The organism is Vibrio sp. MED222 (assembly GCF_000153005.1).
GTDB classification, from domain to species: Bacteria; Pseudomonadota; Gammaproteobacteria; order Enterobacterales; family Vibrionaceae; genus Vibrio; species Vibrio tasmaniensis_A.
Window position 1 is genome coordinate 1 of sequence record NZ_CH902612.1, and the last position, 16964, is coordinate 16964.

Sequence of the window (16964 nt, forward strand, 5' to 3'; positions counted from 1 at the left end):
GTGAAACGCACGCTTACAGTGTGGGTTACAGCGAAGATGACGTGAGAGAAGTTGCGGATATCTGCGACAAGATGATCTTCAACTCTCAAAGTCAACTTGCTGCTTACCGTCATATTGTTGAAGATAGAGCTTCATTGGGTTTACGTTTAAATCCGGGCGTGAGCTACGCAGGACAAGACTTGGCTAATCCAGCACGTCAATTCTCGCGTTTGGGCGTGCAAGCGGACCATATCAAACCAGAGATCTTCGATGAGATTAATGGTGTGATGTTCCACATGAACTGTGAGAACAAAGACGTTGATGCCTTTATCGGTCTGCTTGATTCAATCTCAAAACAGTTTGGCGAGCACCTAGATAAGTTGGATTGGGTGAGCATGGGCGGTGGTGTGTTCTTTACATGGTCTGGCTATGACATCGAAAAACTCGGTCTTGCGCTAAAAGCCTTCTCTGAAAAGCACGGCGTGCAGATGTACCTTGAGCCGGGTGAAGCTATTATCACTAAAACAACTGATTTGGTTGTGACTGTGGTTGATATCGTAGAGAACGTGAAGAAAACAGCGATTGTCGATTCAGCAACCGAAGCTCACCGCCTTGATACGCTTATCTACAATGAGCCAGCATCGGTATTAGAAGCCTCTGAAAATGGTAGCCATGGCTATGTGATTGGTTCATGCTCATGTCTTGCTGGCGATCAGTTCTGCGAAGCTAGCTTTGACGAGCCACTTAAGATTGGTCAAAAGCTGCACCTGCTAGACAGTGCAGGTTACACCATGGTGAAACTGAACTGGTTCAATGGCCTAAAAATGCCATCGATCTATTGCGATCGCAGCAATGGCGAAGTTCAGAAGCTAAATGAATTTGGCTATGAAGACTTCAAACGATCATTATCACAATGGTCGGTTAAGTAACTAAGTCATAGTTTTAGAACAATAAAAAGAGCAGCCGGTGAGCTGCTCTTTTTTTTATAGATAACTGTTACCAGAGAAAAGAGTAAGGATAGAAGTGAAATGCTATCCGTTAGCTCTCAATCATCACTCGAGTATCTTCACTGAGCGTTTCTAATTCATTTACGACATCATCAATCAAGACTTCAATTGGCAACTTCACGGCGATCTTGGAAGTAAATAGGCTTGAGCTAACACCACCGCCACCAGCGATAAATACTCGGTGGCAATCCATATCTAGAATGCTAATCCCTTGTCTGTCTAGTACATGTGTCACTTCGTTGACGATGCCAGCTCGGTCGTTAGAGTCAAGTCGTAAGTGATGTATTGTGTCTTGTGCGTTGTGAGTGTGGTCTGAATCAACAAACTGCACGATCAAGTCAGCATTGGCACTGAAAGCATCCTTAACAATTGATTCGTTGATGGCTGGAAGTTGAATCTTTAATACACCTGCAACTTGATCTTCAATAAAGTTAACTTTACTGATGAGCCATTTTCCGTCGTTTTCGTGAGTAACCGCAGCAAGTTGCTTGATTGTTGCTGGTGATGCTTGTCCGATAAAGTTTACGATAAATGTACTGTTCATATCAGCCCCCAAAGTCTCAATTGTTCGTTGCTAATTAAATGTTTGATATCACGCGATAAAGTTCTTTAATTTCAGTGTAGAAGGTTACATCGAACAATGTTTGACCTGTGTCAATTTTTGAAACTAAGCTGTGATGCAAAAAAAGAGAATGAAGAGTAGGGCACAAAAAAAGCGGCTAGAGAGCCGCTTTTAGAAGAGTTGTCGCATTTATTTGAAATGCAGTAACATAGAGTTCAGAGACTGGAAGTCGATTTAAAACGTTACTTTAAAGTTCATACCAACAAACTGAGAGTCGTATGTTGCCCCTGCATCGTAGGCGAATCGTGCTGCGTCTTTGTTATCCCACCAAGGGTTAGTATTCAGATTAACTTCTGCGTCACCACCCCATGCATCACTTACCCAGTAGTGGATATGGCCAACAGGGTTGAGGAAGAATAATGAAACATCACCCATGGTTTGAGAGCCCATCACTTCGCCACCTGAAGCAACAATGTCTTGCTCTGCTTCTAGCATCATTTCACCGACAACAGCCCCAAAGAATGGTGTAATAAAGATATCTTGCCATGACGGTACTTCAGCAAACGCTTCTACGCCGTATTCCCAGAAAAATGTCGACATTGTCCAAGAGTATAAGAAAGACTCAAACTCGTCATAACCAGCATGTCGAGCTGCGGTGTAGTAAACACCACCGAAATACGGATGCATTACGTAGTTTAGGAAGTGTTCATCACGGTCCCATACTGGGCCTTCAGAAACGTTATCTTTCCATTTTTTACCTAGTGCACTGATATCACGCTGGTCATCATCCCACTTAGTGATACTTTCAGGTAAAAGCGTCATGAGACCAACGGTTGCGACACTTAAACCAAGAATGGTATAAGTTTGGCCCATGAGGTAATCCCAATCTTTGCCATCGCTAACGGTAAGGTAGAGTGGTTGTTTTTCGATCGTTAAATCATATTGGTCGCTTGTTTCGCTTAGCGCATAATTGTTACTAGGCTTATAGGTGTACAAGCTTTCATTAACACAGTAATCTTGAGCGCATTCATCCGAATAAGAAAGGTTGATTGGTTGGTCGAAGTCGTATTGGCTTGCAACCGAGTTAACTGACATTAGCATTGTAAATGCAGCAGTAACCTTCGTTAGTAACGGTGATTTGGCCACAAGGGTCTCCATGAGAAGTTAATAATTGATCCGGGTCACAATTATCTATTAAATGCTTAGTTTAGGGAACTAATAATTTATTGCTTTTCCTAAGAAAACCTTAGATTAAGCATTAGTAATATTTGTGAAAAGGTGAATGACTCAAACTCAACCTTAGACTAGTTTGTAAATAATGCCGTGTCTTTTAATGGCCACAAGGGATATAAATATGACGAAAATCGCAATGTTAAGCACTGGTGAAGAAGTTCTTCATGGGGACATTGTCGACACAAACGCAGCTTGGATGTCTGCTGAGTTCTATCAGCACGGCTTTGCTTTGGCAAAGCGTTCAACTGTGGGCGACCAAATGAACGCTCTGATCGAAGAACTGCTGATGCTGAGCTTCAACTATGATGTGGTTATCGTCAATGGTGGTTTGGGGCCGACAACTGATGATATGAGTGCGGCCGCTGCGGCTGCGGCCTCAGATCAAAAGCTTGTCATGTTCCCTGAGTGGCTGACTCGTATGGAAGAGATGTTCTCTGGACGTGGTATGCCGATGCCAGACAGTAACCTTAAGCAAGCTTTATTACCCGCGAGTTCAGAGATTGTTGATAATCCTGTGGGTACGGCTTGCGGCTTCAAGCTGAAAATCAACGATGCGACTTTCTATTTCACTCCTGGTGTACCGAGTGAATTCAAACGTATGGTGACGTTTGAGATTCTTCCTGACTTGTCGCGTACCTACCCTCAAGTGGTTGCCTCTGAATGCAGTCGATTGTTTACGTTTGGTTTGTCTGAATCGGGTATCTCGGATGTGTTAGACCAGCTTAAGCTTCCAGCAGGCTATGAACTTGGCTACCGCTCTTATCTGCCTTTTATTGAGGTCAAACTGTTTGGTCCTAAGGCAGACTTAGAAATTCGCGTTAAGCTTCTGCAAATGGTTTACAAGCTGCTAGAGAGTAATGTCGTGAGCGTTGATGAGCCAATGATTGACCATATTGGACACATCATGGCGGAAAAAAAGAAGACGTTATCTGTATCTGAAGTGTCGACCAAAGGCGCCCTATCAGCGTGGCTGCAATTGAATGAGCAGGTTGAAGACTGCTTTGGGCATTCATGGGTCATGGCTGAGCCAAAAGAGAGCGAACTTGAAAAGAGTGATCCATTAGCCGCAACTTTTGCACTGGCTGGCGCTACAAGAGAGAAGTGCGGTACAGAATTGGCTTTGGTGACTGGTAAATTAGAAGGCAACACATTCAGCGTCGCATTGTCGACTGAAGCAGGAGAGTGGGGGCAGGTGCTTGAGTTTTATCGTCAGTACTCACGCGAAGACCAACGCAACGTGATTAAGACCGTTGCCGCCGATATGCTGAGAAGGCATCTAGACAACAAACCGATGTTTGGTACTTACTCTTCGGTTAAGCGATTGAAAGACATGTTTATTCCTAAAGCGGTACTATAAAACCAAGTCAACGCTATAAAGTCCAAGTTAAAGCTATATATATAATAAATCATATACATCAATAAAGCCGAGTTGGTGCAATAAGCGAGTTGTCTGATTGAGCCAACATGAAATACAAAAGGGCCTGATAACGAAGATTATCGGGCCCTTAAATTTTTAAGCTTGTCTGTTAACGATTCAACATTGTACTAATCGCGCTATGTATCTAAGTAGCTAAGTATAAGATCTAAGTACAAGTATTAAGCACTTTTTTGCTTATTTCTGTGAATAACGTTACTCAGCGATAGTTCTGTTTTTGCTTTACAGATACAAGGTAATATTTCATTGCCTTGCGTGTAAGCCATAGCAAAACCAACGTACTCGACTTCACCAGAATCCAACGTACAGCGGCAAGCGCCACAGTGGCCATCTCGGCAGTTGTATTCTGGCTCTAACCCTGCTTGTTCCATTGTTTCCAATAGAGTATTTGAAGGGTTAGATTCAATAGAAGTCAGCTTGTTGATTTTGATTGTTGGCATTACAGCTCAAACCCTTCAAAGTCGTCAGCTTTTACTTCGTTATCGATTTGACCAACTAGGTAAGAACTGATTTCTGCTTCTTGTGGAGCAACTTGAACGTTATCAGAAGACAACCAAGCGTTGATCCATGGAATTGGGTTCGATGTTGCTTCTGGGTAAGCCGTACCTAGGCCAACAGCCTGCATACGGATGTTGGTAATGTACTCAACGTATTGGCAAAGAATATCTTTGTTTAGACCAATCATAGAGCCATCTTTGAATAGGTATTCTGCCCACTCTTTCTCTTGCTCAGCCGCTTCTTTGAATAGGTCGAAACACTCTTGCTTACACTCTTCAGCGATCTGCATGAATTCGAAGTCATCTTGGCCATTACGCAGCAAGTTGATCATGTGCTGTGTACCAGTAAGGTGAAGTGCTTCATCACGAGCGATTAGCTTGATGATCTTCGCGTTACCTTCCATTAGCTCACGTTCAGCGAATGCGAATGAACATGCAAAACTCACGTAGAAACGAATCGCTTCCAGTGCGTTTACAGACATTAGACATACGTAAAGCTTCTTCTTCAGGTCATGAAGTGAAATCTTAACGTCTTCGCCATTGATGTTGTGGTTGCCTTCACCGTAGCGGTGGTAGTCAGCCGTTAGCTTGATTAGGTCATCGTAGTAAAACGCGATGTCTTTAGCACGCTTCAGGATCTCTTCGTTTTCAACGATGTCGTCGAATACTACGCCTGGATCATTTACGATGTTACGGATGATGTGCGTGTAAGAACGAGAGTGAATCGTTTCAGAGAATGACCATGTCTCAATCCAAGTTTCAACTTCTGGTAGTGATACCAATGGAAGTAGGGCAACGTTAGGGCTGCGGCCTTGGATAGAATCTAGAAGCGTTTGGTACTTCAAGTTAGAGATAAAGATGTGCTTTTCATGCTCAGGAAGCTTGTTGTAGTCGATACGGTCACTAGACACGTCGACCTCTTCTGGGCGCCAGAAGAAAGAAAGCTGCTTCTCGATAAGCTTTTCGAAGATTTCAAATTTTTGTTGGTCGTAACGTGCAACGTTTACCGACTGACCCAAGAACATTGGTTCTTTTAGTTGGTCATTTTTTTGTTGAGAAAAAGTACTGTAAGCCATAAATGCCTCAAATCCTTTAAAGACCCGCAATAAAACGGACCCTGTTAATGCTTTAAACTCAGAGAAGATAACTCTTCTCTGGGGTCTTAATGTTTATTGCGGTTTAGATCTTACAACCGCCGCCTTCACAATCTTCTTCCGGCACTTGAACTGCATCGCCTTGGTCGTCTTTAGCACCATCACGTGTGTTATGGTAGTAAAGCGTTTTAACACCATACTTGTATGCAGTTAGTAGGTCTTTAAGCAGCTGCTTCATTGGAACCTTACCGCTGTCGTAAACACTTGGATCATAGTTAGTGTTTGCAGAGATAGCTTGGTCAACGAATTTTTGCATGATACCCACTAAGTGTAGGTAACCGTCGTTATTGCCAATGTTCCAAAGTAGCTCGTAGTTGTTTTTAAGATTTAAGAAATCAGGAACAACTTGCTTCAGGATACCGTCTTTCGACGCTTTCACTGATACATAACCACGTGGTGGCTCGATACCGTTAGTCGCGTTCGAGATTTGAGACGAAGTCTCAGAAGGCATAAGCGCTGTTAGCGTAGAGTTACGCAGACCGTGCTCCATGATCTCTTCACGTAGCGTGTCCCAATCGTAGTGCAGAGGCTCTTCACATACTAAGTCGATATCTTTTTTATAAGTATCGATTGGCAGTAGGCCTTTCGCGTAGTTGGTCTCGTGGAAAGATGGGCAACGGCCTTGTTCTTTCGCTAGTTCAACAGACGCTTTTAGTAAGTGGTATTGAATTGCTTCAAAAGTACGGTGAGTCAGGCCATTTGCGCTGCCGTCAGAGTACTTAACACCATTCTTCGCCAGGTAGTATGCATAGTTGATGACACCAACACCTAAAGTACGACGATTCATTGTCGATTTGTATGCTGCTGGAAGCGGGTAATCTTGGTAATCAAGCAGTGCATCAAGTGCACGAACAACCAACTCAGAAAGCTCTGCTAAGTCGTCGAGTTCATTGATTGCGCCAAGGTTGAACGCTGAAAGCGTACACAGTGCAATCTCACCTTCGTCATCTTCCACGTTAGAAAGTGGCTTAGTTGGTAGCGCGATTTCTAGACATAGGTTCGATTGACGAACAGGTGCTACTTCAGAATCAAACGGGCTGTGTGTATTACAGTGGTCAACGTTCTGAATGTAGATACGACCAGTAGAAGCACGCTCTTGCATTAGTAGAGAGAACAGTTCAACCGCTTTCACAGTTTCACGTTTCACTGAAGGATCGTTTTCGTACTTAACGTACAGCTCTTCAAAACGCTCTTGGTTTTCGAAGAACGCATCGTAAAGTCCAGGTACATCTGAAGGGGAGAACAGGCTGATGTTGCCACCTTGAACAAGACGAGAGTACATAAGCTTATTAAGCTGTACGCCGTAGTCCATGTGACGAACACGGTTCTCTTCAACACCACGGTTGTTTTTCAGTACTAATAGAGACTGAACTTCACCGTGCCATAGTGGGTAGAACACGGTTGCTGCACCGCCACGAACACCACCTTGAGAACAACATTTTACTGCTGTTTGGAAGTATTTGTAGAAAGGGATACAGCCAGTGTGGAACGCTTCACCACCACGAATTTCAGAACCAAGCGCACGGATACGACCTGCGTTGATACCAATACCAGCACGTTGAGATACGTAACGAACAATAGAGCTTGCTGTTGCGTTGATAGAATCAAGGCTGTCACCACACTCGATCAGTACACAAGAACTGAATTGACGAGTAGGCGTACGTACACCAGACATAATTGGTGTAGGTAGAGAAATCTTAAACGTAGACGAGGCGTCGTAAAAACGTTTGATGTAATCCAGACGAGTTGATTTCGGATATTTACCGAATAAACAAGCAGCAACTAGGATGTAAAGGAACTGAGCACTCTCGTAGATTTCTTTTGTTACACGGTTTTGCACGAAGTATTTACCTTCAAGCTGCTTGACCGCTGCATAAGAGAAGTCTAAGTCACGCTTGTGGTCGATGTACGCGTCAAGCTCGTCAAACTCAGCTTTCGTGTAGTCTTCCATTAGGTGGCTATCGTATTTACCCATATCAACCAGTTTTGCAACGTGGTCATATAGAGCCGGTGGCTCGTACTCGCCGTACGCTTTTTTACGTAGATGGAATACTGACAGACGTGCTGCTAGATATTGGTAATCAGGAGTCTCTTCAGAGATTAAATCCGCTGCTGACTTGATGATTGTCTCATGGATGTCAGTGGTGGTGATGCCATCGTAAAACTGAATGTGAGCTTTCAATTCTACTTGTGATACAGAAACATTGTGCAAGCCTTCAGCTGCCCATGTGATCACTCGATGGATTTTCTCTAAATCGATTGTTTCTTTGCGCCCGTTACGTTTGGTAACAGTAAGTTGTTGGTTCATTCTGCTTAATTTCCCTAACAAAACTGAACAAAGCCGTGTTTTTGTGTATTTCTGTGTAATTTTTGTAAATTACGTTTCGGCTTTGTGATCTTGGTCTACCCATACATTGTAGTTCAAACACAACATATAGGGGTCATTTGTTTGTTGGGTTACAAGATAGTGCTACAGCTTATATTTTTCAAGGTAAAGAAATGGGAGTGCTTGTGGATAAGTGGTGGATTGAAAAAAAACTGTAAGTGACCACTAACTGACGAGGTTCGATGTGACTTGATTGTATAAAAATAGCCTTTTAAGGTTGCTTTATTTTTGCGCACACATAAAAAAAAATCCCTTGATCTTTGAGCAAAATGGGCAATGGATTTTGGATGATTAAAATTAAATCTAGGTGGTCAAAATGGAAGCGAGCGCACGAAATTTAGACTGAAAAAAGTCGTAAAGTTATGTTAATTACAACTCTTTTCAATCGTCTTTTTCTAAAAGATTTTAAGCTGGTGATATTAATAGTTATCGGGTGAGATTTTGCGTGTGGACTATGTAGTTAACATCTACATTTGTGCCCAAACGGTAAGTGTCCGTTAACGGGTTGTAGTGCAGTCCTGTAATCCCCAATTCTTGCAGCGGAGTGTTGTCTATCATCTTGATAAGTTCAGATGGGCGAATGAACTTTTCGTGGTCGTGAGTACCTTCTGGAACTATCTTCAAGAGCTTTTCTGCTCCAACAATCGCAAACAAGTAAGATTTGAAGTTGCGATTTAACGTAGAGAAGAAGACATGGCCGCCCGGTTTCACTAACTTTGAACATGCCGTGATAACGGATTGTGGGTCAGGAACATGCTCAAGCATTTCCATGCACGTTACCACATCGTAAGCCTGTGGGTTCTGTTCTGCGTGGTCTTCGATAGTGCTCTGAATGTAATCCAGCTTGGTGCCAGTTTCCAATGCGTGAAGGCGCGCTACTTCTAGCGGCTCTTTACCCATGTCTAAACCAGTGACTAGCGCACCTTCAACGGCCATGCTCTCAGCCAAAATACCGCCACCGCAGCCAACATCGAGAACTTTCTTGCCAAATAGGCCTTCGGTTTTCTCTAGAACGTAATTTAGGCGCAGTGGGTTGATTTGATGTAGTGGCTTAAACTCGCCTTCTAGATCCCACCAGCGCGACGCCATGTCTTCGAATTTTTTGATTTCTGCTGGGTCTACGTTTTGTGATTTAGTCATAATCGGCATTTCCAAGTTAAATAATGCATCCATGAAATTGCAGGCATTATAACTTGCCTTTTCCTGCTGACCAGAAGATCTACAATTTTGCTAGTTTATTGAGTGTAAAGTGACCATGTTTCAGCAAGATATGACGCTGAGGTGCAATTTCTCATCAATAGATTGGCTACAAGGGTCACAAGATGGTAAAAGGAGAGGGAAAGTGATGCCTCCGTAGGTAAATTTGTGTTATATTTTTCGGTCTTATACGTATTCAAAAATACGATCTGACTATAGAGGGAAAATGGCTCTATGAGCGATCTAGCGAAAGAGATCACGCCCGTAAATATTGAAGATGAGCTTAGAGGTTCATACCTAGACTACGCGATGTCCGTCATCGTTGGTCGTGCCCTTCCAGATGTGCGTGATGGCCTAAAACCAGTACACCGCCGCGTTTTGTTCGCGATGAATGTATTAGGTAATGATTGGAACAAAGCATATAAAAAGTCTGCTCGTGTAGTAGGCGATGTAATCGGTAAATATCACCCACACGGTGATAGTGCGGTATACGAGTCAATTGTTCGTATGGCTCAGCCGTTTTCACTACGCTATATGTTAGTCGATGGCCAAGGTAACTTTGGTTCGGTTGACGGCGATTCAGCTGCGGCAATGCGTTATACCGAAGTTCGTATGTCAAAAATAGCTGGTGAGCTATTAACGGATCTTGATAAAGATACGGTTGACTTCGTTCCTAACTATGATGGAACCGAGCAAATACCAGCAGTTTTACCAACAAAAATACCAAACCTATTGGTTAACGGTGCTTCTGGTATCGCAGTAGGTATGGCTACCAACATCCCGCCGCATAACCTTGGCGAAGTTGTTGATGGCTGTTTAGCATTTATCAATAATGAAGACATCACTATTGATGAGCTAATGGACTACATCCCGGGTCCAGACTTCCCGACAGCAGCATTAATCAGTGGCCGTAAGGGCATTGTCGATGCATATAAGACTGGCCGAGGCAAAGTCTACATGCGCTCGAGAGCTGAAATTGAAACGGAAAAGAACGGTAAAGAAACTATTATCGTTACTGAAATTCCGTATCAAGTGAACAAAGCTCGTCTGATCGAGAAGATTGCAGAACTTGTAAAAGACAAGAAAGTTGAAGGCATCAGTGCACTGCGTGACGAATCTGATAAAGATGGTATGCGTATTGTTATTGAATGTAAGCGTGATGCTGTCGGTGAAGTTGTACTAAACAACCTTTACTCACAAACTCAACTGCAAACAACTTTCGGCATCAACATGGTTGCTCTGAACAACGGCCAACCACAACTTTTCAACATTAAAGATATGTTGAAGTGTTTTGTTGATCACCGTCGTGAAGTTGTGACACGTCGTACTATCTTCGAATTGAAGAAAGCGCGCGACCGTGCACATATCTTGGAAGCTCTATCTTTAGCGCTTGCAAACATTGATGAAATCATTGAACTGATCAAGAACGCACCAACACCAGCAGAAGCTAAAGTTGGTCTAGTATCTCGTGGTTGGGATCTTGGTAACGTTGCATCAATGCTTGAACGTGCTGGTACTGATGCAGCTCGTCCAGATTGGCTTGAAGACCAATACGGTATCCGTGATGGTCAATACTTCCTAACGGAAACTCAAGCGCAAGCTATTCTAGAACTTCGTCTTCACCGCCTAACTGGCCTTGAGCACGAGAAGATTCTAGACGAATACAAAGCACTTCTAGAAGAGATCGCTGAGCTAATGCATATCCTTGCAAGCACTGAGCGTTTGATGGAAGTTATCCGTGAAGAACTTGAAGCGGTACGTGATATCTATGGCGACGAACGTCGTACAGAAATCACAGCAGCGGTTCATGACATCGACATGGAAGAGCTAATCGCTCAAGAAGACGTTGTAGTAACGCTTTCTAACGCAGGTTACGTTAAGTACCAAATCCTAAGCGACTACGAAGCTCAGCGTCGTGGTGGTAAAGGTAAGAGTGCAACTAAGATGAAAGATGAGGATTACATTGAGCGTCTGCTTGTTGCTAATACTCACGATAACATCTTATGTTTCTCTACTCGTGGTAAAACGTACCGCTTGAAAGTTTACCAACTGCCTCAAGCAAGCCGCACGGCTCGTGGTAAGCCTATCGTTAACATTCTTCCTCTAGAAGAAGGTGAGCGTATTACGGCTATCCTGCCTGTTTCTGAGTTCTCTAACGAGAAATTCATCTTCATGGCAACAGGCGACGGTACCGTTAAGAAGACATCACTGGATCAATTCGCAAACGTACGTGCTAACGGCCTAATCGCAGTTAACTTACGTGACGATGATTCACTGATTGGCGTTGATATTACTGACGGTAATAGCGACATCATGCTGTTCTCGAAGTCGGGCAAAGTTGTTCGCTTTAACGAGGACAAAGTACGTCCAATGGGTCGTACTGCCTCTGGTGTTCGTGGTATGAAGCTTCCAGAAGACGATCAAGTGGTTTCACTGATTGTTCCTTCAAACGAAGGCGATATCCTAACTGTGACTCAAAACGGTTACGGTAAGCGTACTGAGCTGGCTGAATACCCAACGAAAGGCCGTGCAACGCAAGGTGTAGTATCTATCAAAGTCTCTGATCGTAATGGCCCAGTAGTTGGTGCTGTTCAGGTTGAAGAAGGCGATGAAATGATGATGATCACCGACGCAGGTACACTAGTACGTACTCGCGTAGCGGAAGTAAGCCAAGTTGGTCGTAACACTCAAGGTGTAACACTGATTCGTACTGCTGAAGACGAGAATGTTGTAGGTCTACAACGTATCGACGAAGTAGAAGAAGCTGAGATTGTTGAAGGCGAAGAAACTGAAGAAGCAAATGCTGACGCAGTAAACGCTGAAACGGCTGTTGTTTCTGAATCAAGTGAAGAGCAAGCATCTGATGCTTCTGGCTCTGAAAGTGATAGCGAGCAAGACACTGAGTAATCTCGATTACGTTAAGTAATTAAGCTTACCAATGAAAAAACCGAGCCTAAGTGCTCGGTTTTTTATTGCCTGTCATTTCACTCTTTTTCTCTTCTCTTCTCATTTGGCTTATGGCTTATGGCTTATGGCTTAGGTTTTAGCACCAACCTTAACCCGTCGCTTTTATGCAAAAGTTTGATACTAAATCTCGAACGCTAAACTTTGATCAATAACGAGACAGTGCGAAAACGATAGAGTAGAGATAGATCTAAATAAAAGGGATGTGGAATGGATATCTGGTTGTTGGTTGCGTTGGTACTAATGAGTCTGTTTTTGATCGCGGTCGTTATTGCCGCGAGCAACAATGGCAGCCATCTAAAAGGCAATGTGGTGATTTCTCTTACTGCGGTGGCTTTGAGCGTGCTGGTCTGGTCTCAACTGAAACAAGAGTTACCTCAACTTCCTTTGGATGATAGCAATAACTACACGGCAACAGATTTCGAAGATGAGCTTCAGCAAAGCCTTGAGCAAGACCCGAATCAATCCGACTTGTGGTTTAAGCTTGGTGGTGTGTACATGCAGAAAGCGGAGTTTGATGCGGCATTCACTTGCTACGATTATGCGATTCGCTTAGATCCTCAAGCGCCTTCTGGCCTCTATGCTGCCAAAGCAACAGCACTTTATTATCTTAGCTCTCAAGCGATGAGTGATGATGTTAATGCGTTGTTGGAGCACTCCATGCAGCTTGATCCCAATGATCGTACGGCATTGATGTTGATTGCGACCGATCACTTCATCAGCATGCGCTATCAACAAGCGATCGATGCGTGGACTCAAATCTTAGATTCCAATCAGAAGGGCATTGATCGTGTCTCTATTATCCATTCGATCAACCAAGCCAAACAGATGATCCGTTAAGCTTGGCTAATTGCTAAAGAGGCGATCTTACTTAAGATCTCATTTCGAAGACTATTGGTTTTCCTGCATTTCGATTAAGCCACCAGCATTGTGGATTTGAGTAAACCCTTGAGCGCGCAAGAATTGATAAGCTTGCCCTGAACGATTGCCACTGCGGCAGTACAACACGATGGGTTGGTCTTTATCTATCTTAGCAAAGTGAGTAGCCACTTCAGAAAGAGGGTAGTTGATGGCGTTGTCTAGATGCCCTTGTTCGAACTCTGCAGGTGTTCTGACATCAACCACTAATGCACCTTTCTCTATTAATTCCCACCCTGTCTCAGCACGCTCAGATGCGTGAACGCTTGAACTGAGTAGTGCAATACATAATGCCGAAAGCGAAAGTAAGATTTTCATTGTTTATTCCTTGAATTGGCGAGTGGATCGGGGATTCGATATTGATCTGTATTCCCCTAAAACCTAAAAAAACCAGCCACACAACAATAGTGTGACTGGTTTTTACTTAATGGTTTAATGGAAGAAACTAGTATTCGTAGTTGGCTTCACGCTTTTCAGCTTGCTCTTCCCATTTAGGAACAACCGTGTCTAAGAAGTGCTGTTTCTCTGCGTTCATCTTATCCATGTCCATTCCAAGCGCTTTTTGAGCCGCTTCTTTTGTCGAGATATCTGGAATCTCGATTGGATCGGTGATGCCTTTCTTCGCCAGTAGACGAACAATCTTAGTACGAGCATCCGCGGCGCGGTCAACGGCAGTACCTAGCACTTCTAGAGCGATTTCAGGTGCGTGCATGTGAATACCGTGAGACGCGATAGCGTAGTCCCAACGCCATTGAGCGTGACGGATATCGAGTAAGATAGGTTCCATCTCTTGCTCTGTCGCACCCGCTTCCCATGCTGCGCCTGCTTCAAAGTGAGCAGCAACGATTTGTTTCTCAGCAGTCAGCTTCATGTTTAGTACTTGCGCTTTACGGCTTGAAACGATGTTACGCATAGTTTCTTTCGATTGAGTGTGACAGTTTGCACACGTATCTTCGAAGCGGTCGAATGGGTTACCCACTTTATGGTCGGTATAAACGGTGCCATCTTCTTTGGTCACTTTCGGCATATGACAGTCAGCACAAACAACTTTGTTTTTGCCGTGAATACCTTCGCGCCATGTTTCGAAACCTGGGTGTTGCGCTTTCAGCATGGGTGCTTTCGATACTTTATGCGTCCAATCTTTAAAGTTGATTGCATCATAGTAGCGTTCCATGTCGCCAACGGTTGTACCTTGGTCCCAAGGGAATTTCACACCTTTGGTTGGCCCTGTGAAGTAGTATTCCACGTGGCACTGAGCACAAACAGAAGCTTGTTGGTCTAAACGACTTTGTTCATCAAACTTTTTACCAATCGTTTCAAATGCTCGTTCAACGTAAGGACGAGTCACCTTCAATACTGGCTCACCATTCTTAAAGCCTTCGCTTTGGGTATCGTGACAGTCTGAACAGCCAATAGGGTTAATGATCTCGTTGCCAAGACGCGCCCATTTACCTTCAAAATAACCATCTTCACCACGCTCTTCGATAACACGAGCGACATCTGGGCTCTTACAACTCCAACACGCCATTGGCATTGGACCAGAGCTTTCGTCCGTTGGGCCGCCAGTACGAAGTGTTTGTCTTACATCGTCAATGGCATAAAAGTGGCCGCGTGCTTTGTTGTAATCTTTTGCGAAGCCGTAGCCAGCCCACATGATGACCATGTTTGGATCTTCTTTTAGTGCGTCTTCAATAACTTCGCTTTCTGAAGTCTGTCTCCATGAATGATATTGATCTGGGTGGTTTTGCTCGAACTGGTCGTTACGAGGGTCGCCAATTTCTTTTTGTTCAGACGCAGCAAAACTGGTCGCGCTTGCTAGTGATGCGCTAACCATTAATAGTGCTGTGACCGAATTACGTATCCAATGCTTTTTCACAGTGATATCTCCAATATACTGATTCTTATACCAAGCGTTGTGAGTTTGCTATTCAAATTAAGAACTGGAGAATTCCTGTTTATATTAATTCATAAACAAACACATTTTGTTACGTGTTGGATATAGCTTGTCTTAGATCAATTAACGGTAGTGACTTCAATCACGTTGAAGTTTATATACCCCTAAAGAGGTATTGGTGGTTAGTGGTATTAAAATTTAATTGAGAATTATTATCATATATAACAATCAATTACCTAGATTGACCATGGTATAAATAGGGTGATTGCGTTCACAGATTAACCTATCCAAATTTCGTATTACCTAATTAGAGGTATATTCTAACTATAGAAAGCGTTGTGGCTTATCCAAAATAAGAATTGATATCATTTAAGCGGTAATAATATCGTTTAAGGGTACTTTTGTTTAACCGGAATATTATTTAGTTGAGAGTTAAATAATGCCGGTATAAGGAAAGGATAAAATGGGCAATATTAAATTGGCCATAGTCATAATGCTTAAATCCCTTCTAGCATTCTGCCTCTATGGTTATTCCATTCATGCTGTTGCTGAGCCTGCTGTTACGCCAGTAGGAGAATCAACAAGACATGAAGTCGAATTAATCCGCGACAAAGACTACAAGTGTGTTCAATGCCATAAAGATTCAAAAGAAACGGTATTGGGTTCACATGGTGAAAGTGCACACGCTTTACTTGGCCGTGAAGTAAACTGTACCGATTGTCATAGTTCAATTAGCCCCGATCACCGTGAAGGTGCACCAGAAGTGGTGAAGTATCGCGCGGCTCAATCACAACCAGGAACCGAAAAGGTTTTCCTCGATCCTAGCTTAATTTTGGATGCCAATAGCCAATGTATCGATTGTCACAAACCTGATGATCTGCGTGAAGCTAGCTGGACCCACGATGTTCACGCGCAAAACTTAACGTGTTCAAACTGCCATGATGTTCATGCGACTGAAGCAAAGGTGTTGGGCTTAGATAAAAAGCAAACCATTAAGCTGTGTGTGGATTGCCATTCAGACTTCAACCAGAAGAAAGAAGGGGAGTAATCTATGAGCTGCTCAAGAAGAAACTTTTTAGCAGGCGCTGGTGCCGTTATTTTTACCACGGGTGTCGCGGGAACTGCGGCGGTGACAAGTCGTAAAACGTTGGCCAATGTTCAAGAAGATGGTGCTAAACGTTATGGAATGATTCATGACGAAACCGCGTGTATTGGTTGTACTGCTTGTACAGAAGCGTGTCGTGAAGTGAATAAAGTACCTGAAGGCGTGTCGCGCTTAGAAATTATTAAGAGCGAACCCCAAGGCGAATATCCAAATGTTGATTACCGTTTTACTCGTAACTCTTGCCAACATTGTGATAACGCGCCGTGTGTGATGGTTTGCCCAACAGGGGCTGCCTACAAAGATGAAAAAACGGGCATTGTGGATGTCCACAAAGAGAAGTGTGTCGGTTGTGGTTACTGTTTGTTAGCGTGTCCATATCAAGTGCGCTTTTTCCATCCAGAGAACAAGTCAGCCGATAAATGTAACTTCTGTCGTGATACCAATCTAGCACAAGGGAAGTTGCCTGCTTGTGTCGAATCTTGCCCAACTAAAGCGCTGACATTCGGCGATTTAAATGACCCTAAGAGTGAGATAAACCAAGTACTTCAATCCGAGGTGGTTTACAGAGATAAAGCCTATCTAGGCACTCAACCAAAACTCTATAAAGTGCCACACCAAAAAGGGGAGATTTGA

The 16964-nt window shown here is 43.5% G+C and carries 14 protein-coding genes; 6 read left to right on the forward strand and 8 right to left on the reverse strand.

Annotated features, from left to right (window positions below):
- Nucleotides 1-908, forward strand: a 908-nt coding sequence (gene nspC / locus MED222_RS01770) for a carboxynorspermidine decarboxylase (protein ID WP_009848854.1), incomplete at its 5' end; no start/stop codon positions are given.
- Nucleotides 909-1017: 109 nt separating this feature from the next.
- Here nspC and MED222_RS01765 read toward each other — a convergent pair.
- Nucleotides 1018-1530, reverse strand: coding sequence for a glycine cleavage system protein R (locus MED222_RS01765; RefSeq protein WP_009848853.1), 513 nt, complete (start codon nt 1528-1530; stop codon nt 1018-1020).
- A gap of 252 nt (nt 1531-1782) precedes the next feature.
- The gene (locus tag MED222_RS01760) at nt 1783-2694 is read right to left on the reverse strand and encodes a DUF3943 domain-containing protein (RefSeq protein WP_009848852.1); all 912 of its coding nucleotides are present in this window, start codon (nt 2692-2694) and stop codon (nt 1783-1785) included.
- Between the two features lie 208 nt (nt 2695-2902).
- Between MED222_RS01760 and MED222_RS01755 the strand changes: the two genes are divergently transcribed.
- A complete protein-coding gene (locus MED222_RS01755; RefSeq protein WP_009848851.1) occupies nt 2903-4138 on the forward strand; it encodes a CinA family nicotinamide mononucleotide deamidase-related protein in 1236 nt (411 codons plus the stop codon).
- Nucleotides 4139-4377: 239 nt separating this feature from the next.
- On the opposite strand, the gene yfaE is transcribed toward MED222_RS01755, so the two are convergent.
- The 4 genes from yfaE to ubiG form a co-directional block, all read right to left on the reverse strand.
- On the reverse strand, nt 4378-4656 hold the full coding sequence (yfaE, locus tag MED222_RS01750) for a class I ribonucleotide reductase maintenance protein YfaE (RefSeq protein WP_009848850.1): 279 nt from the start codon (nt 4654-4656) through the stop codon (nt 4378-4380).
- Nucleotides 4656-5789 (reverse strand): class Ia ribonucleoside-diphosphate reductase subunit beta, encoded by a 1134-nt coding sequence (gene nrdB / locus MED222_RS01745; protein ID WP_004733365.1) that lies wholly within the window; start codon nt 5787-5789, stop codon nt 4656-4658. Before nrdB ends, yfaE begins: the two co-directional genes overlap by 1 nt.
- 103 nt (nt 5790-5892) lie before the next feature.
- Nucleotides 5893-8175 carry a class 1a ribonucleoside-diphosphate reductase subunit alpha gene (nrdA, locus tag MED222_RS01740; RefSeq protein ID WP_009848849.1) on the reverse strand — a complete coding sequence of 761 codons (2283 nt, stop codon included), beginning with the start codon at nt 8173-8175 and terminating at the stop codon, nt 5893-5895.
- 504 nt (nt 8176-8679) lie between these two features.
- Nucleotides 8680-9426, reverse strand: a complete 747-nt coding sequence (ubiG, locus tag MED222_RS01735; RefSeq protein WP_009848848.1) for a bifunctional 2-polyprenyl-6-hydroxyphenol methylase/3-demethylubiquinol 3-O-methyltransferase UbiG — start codon at nt 9424-9426, stop codon at nt 8680-8682.
- Nucleotides 9427-9684: 258 nt separating this feature from the next.
- Between ubiG and gyrA the strand changes: the two genes are divergently transcribed.
- Together gyrA and MED222_RS01725 are read left to right on the forward strand one after the other, a co-directional pair.
- The gene (gyrA, locus tag MED222_RS01730) at nt 9685-12357 is read left to right on the forward strand and encodes a DNA topoisomerase (ATP-hydrolyzing) subunit A (protein ID WP_009848847.1); all 2673 of its coding nucleotides are present in this window, start codon (nt 9685-9687) and stop codon (nt 12355-12357) included.
- Nucleotides 12358-12624: 267 nt separating this feature from the next.
- Nucleotides 12625-13254, forward strand: a complete 630-nt coding sequence (locus MED222_RS01725; RefSeq protein ID WP_009848846.1) for a TPR domain-containing protein — start codon at nt 12625-12627, stop codon at nt 13252-13254.
- Between the two features lie 51 nt (nt 13255-13305).
- Here MED222_RS01725 and MED222_RS01720 read toward each other — a convergent pair whose 3' ends face one another.
- Both MED222_RS01720 and nrfA read right to left on the reverse strand, forming a co-directional pair.
- Nucleotides 13306-13650 carry a rhodanese-like domain-containing protein gene (locus MED222_RS01720; RefSeq protein WP_009848845.1) on the reverse strand — a complete coding sequence of 115 codons (345 nt, stop codon included), beginning with the start codon at nt 13648-13650 and terminating at the stop codon, nt 13306-13308.
- A gap of 127 nt (nt 13651-13777) precedes the next feature.
- The gene (gene nrfA, locus MED222_RS01715) at nt 13778-15208 is read right to left on the reverse strand and encodes an ammonia-forming nitrite reductase cytochrome c552 subunit (RefSeq protein WP_009848844.1); all 1431 of its coding nucleotides are present in this window, start codon (nt 15206-15208) and stop codon (nt 13778-13780) included.
- 481 nt (nt 15209-15689) lie between these two features.
- Here nrfA and nrfB point away from each other — a divergent pair, with 481 nt between their 5' ends.
- Together nrfB and nrfC are read left to right on the forward strand one after the other, a co-directional pair.
- Nucleotides 15690-16274, forward strand: coding sequence for a cytochrome c nitrite reductase pentaheme subunit (nrfB, locus tag MED222_RS01710; protein WP_009848843.1), 585 nt, complete (start codon nt 15690-15692; stop codon nt 16272-16274).
- A 3-nt stretch (nt 16275-16277) separates the two neighbouring features.
- On the forward strand, nt 16278-16964 hold the full coding sequence (nrfC, locus tag MED222_RS01705) for a cytochrome c nitrite reductase Fe-S protein (RefSeq protein WP_009848842.1): 687 nt from the start codon (nt 16278-16280) through the stop codon (nt 16962-16964).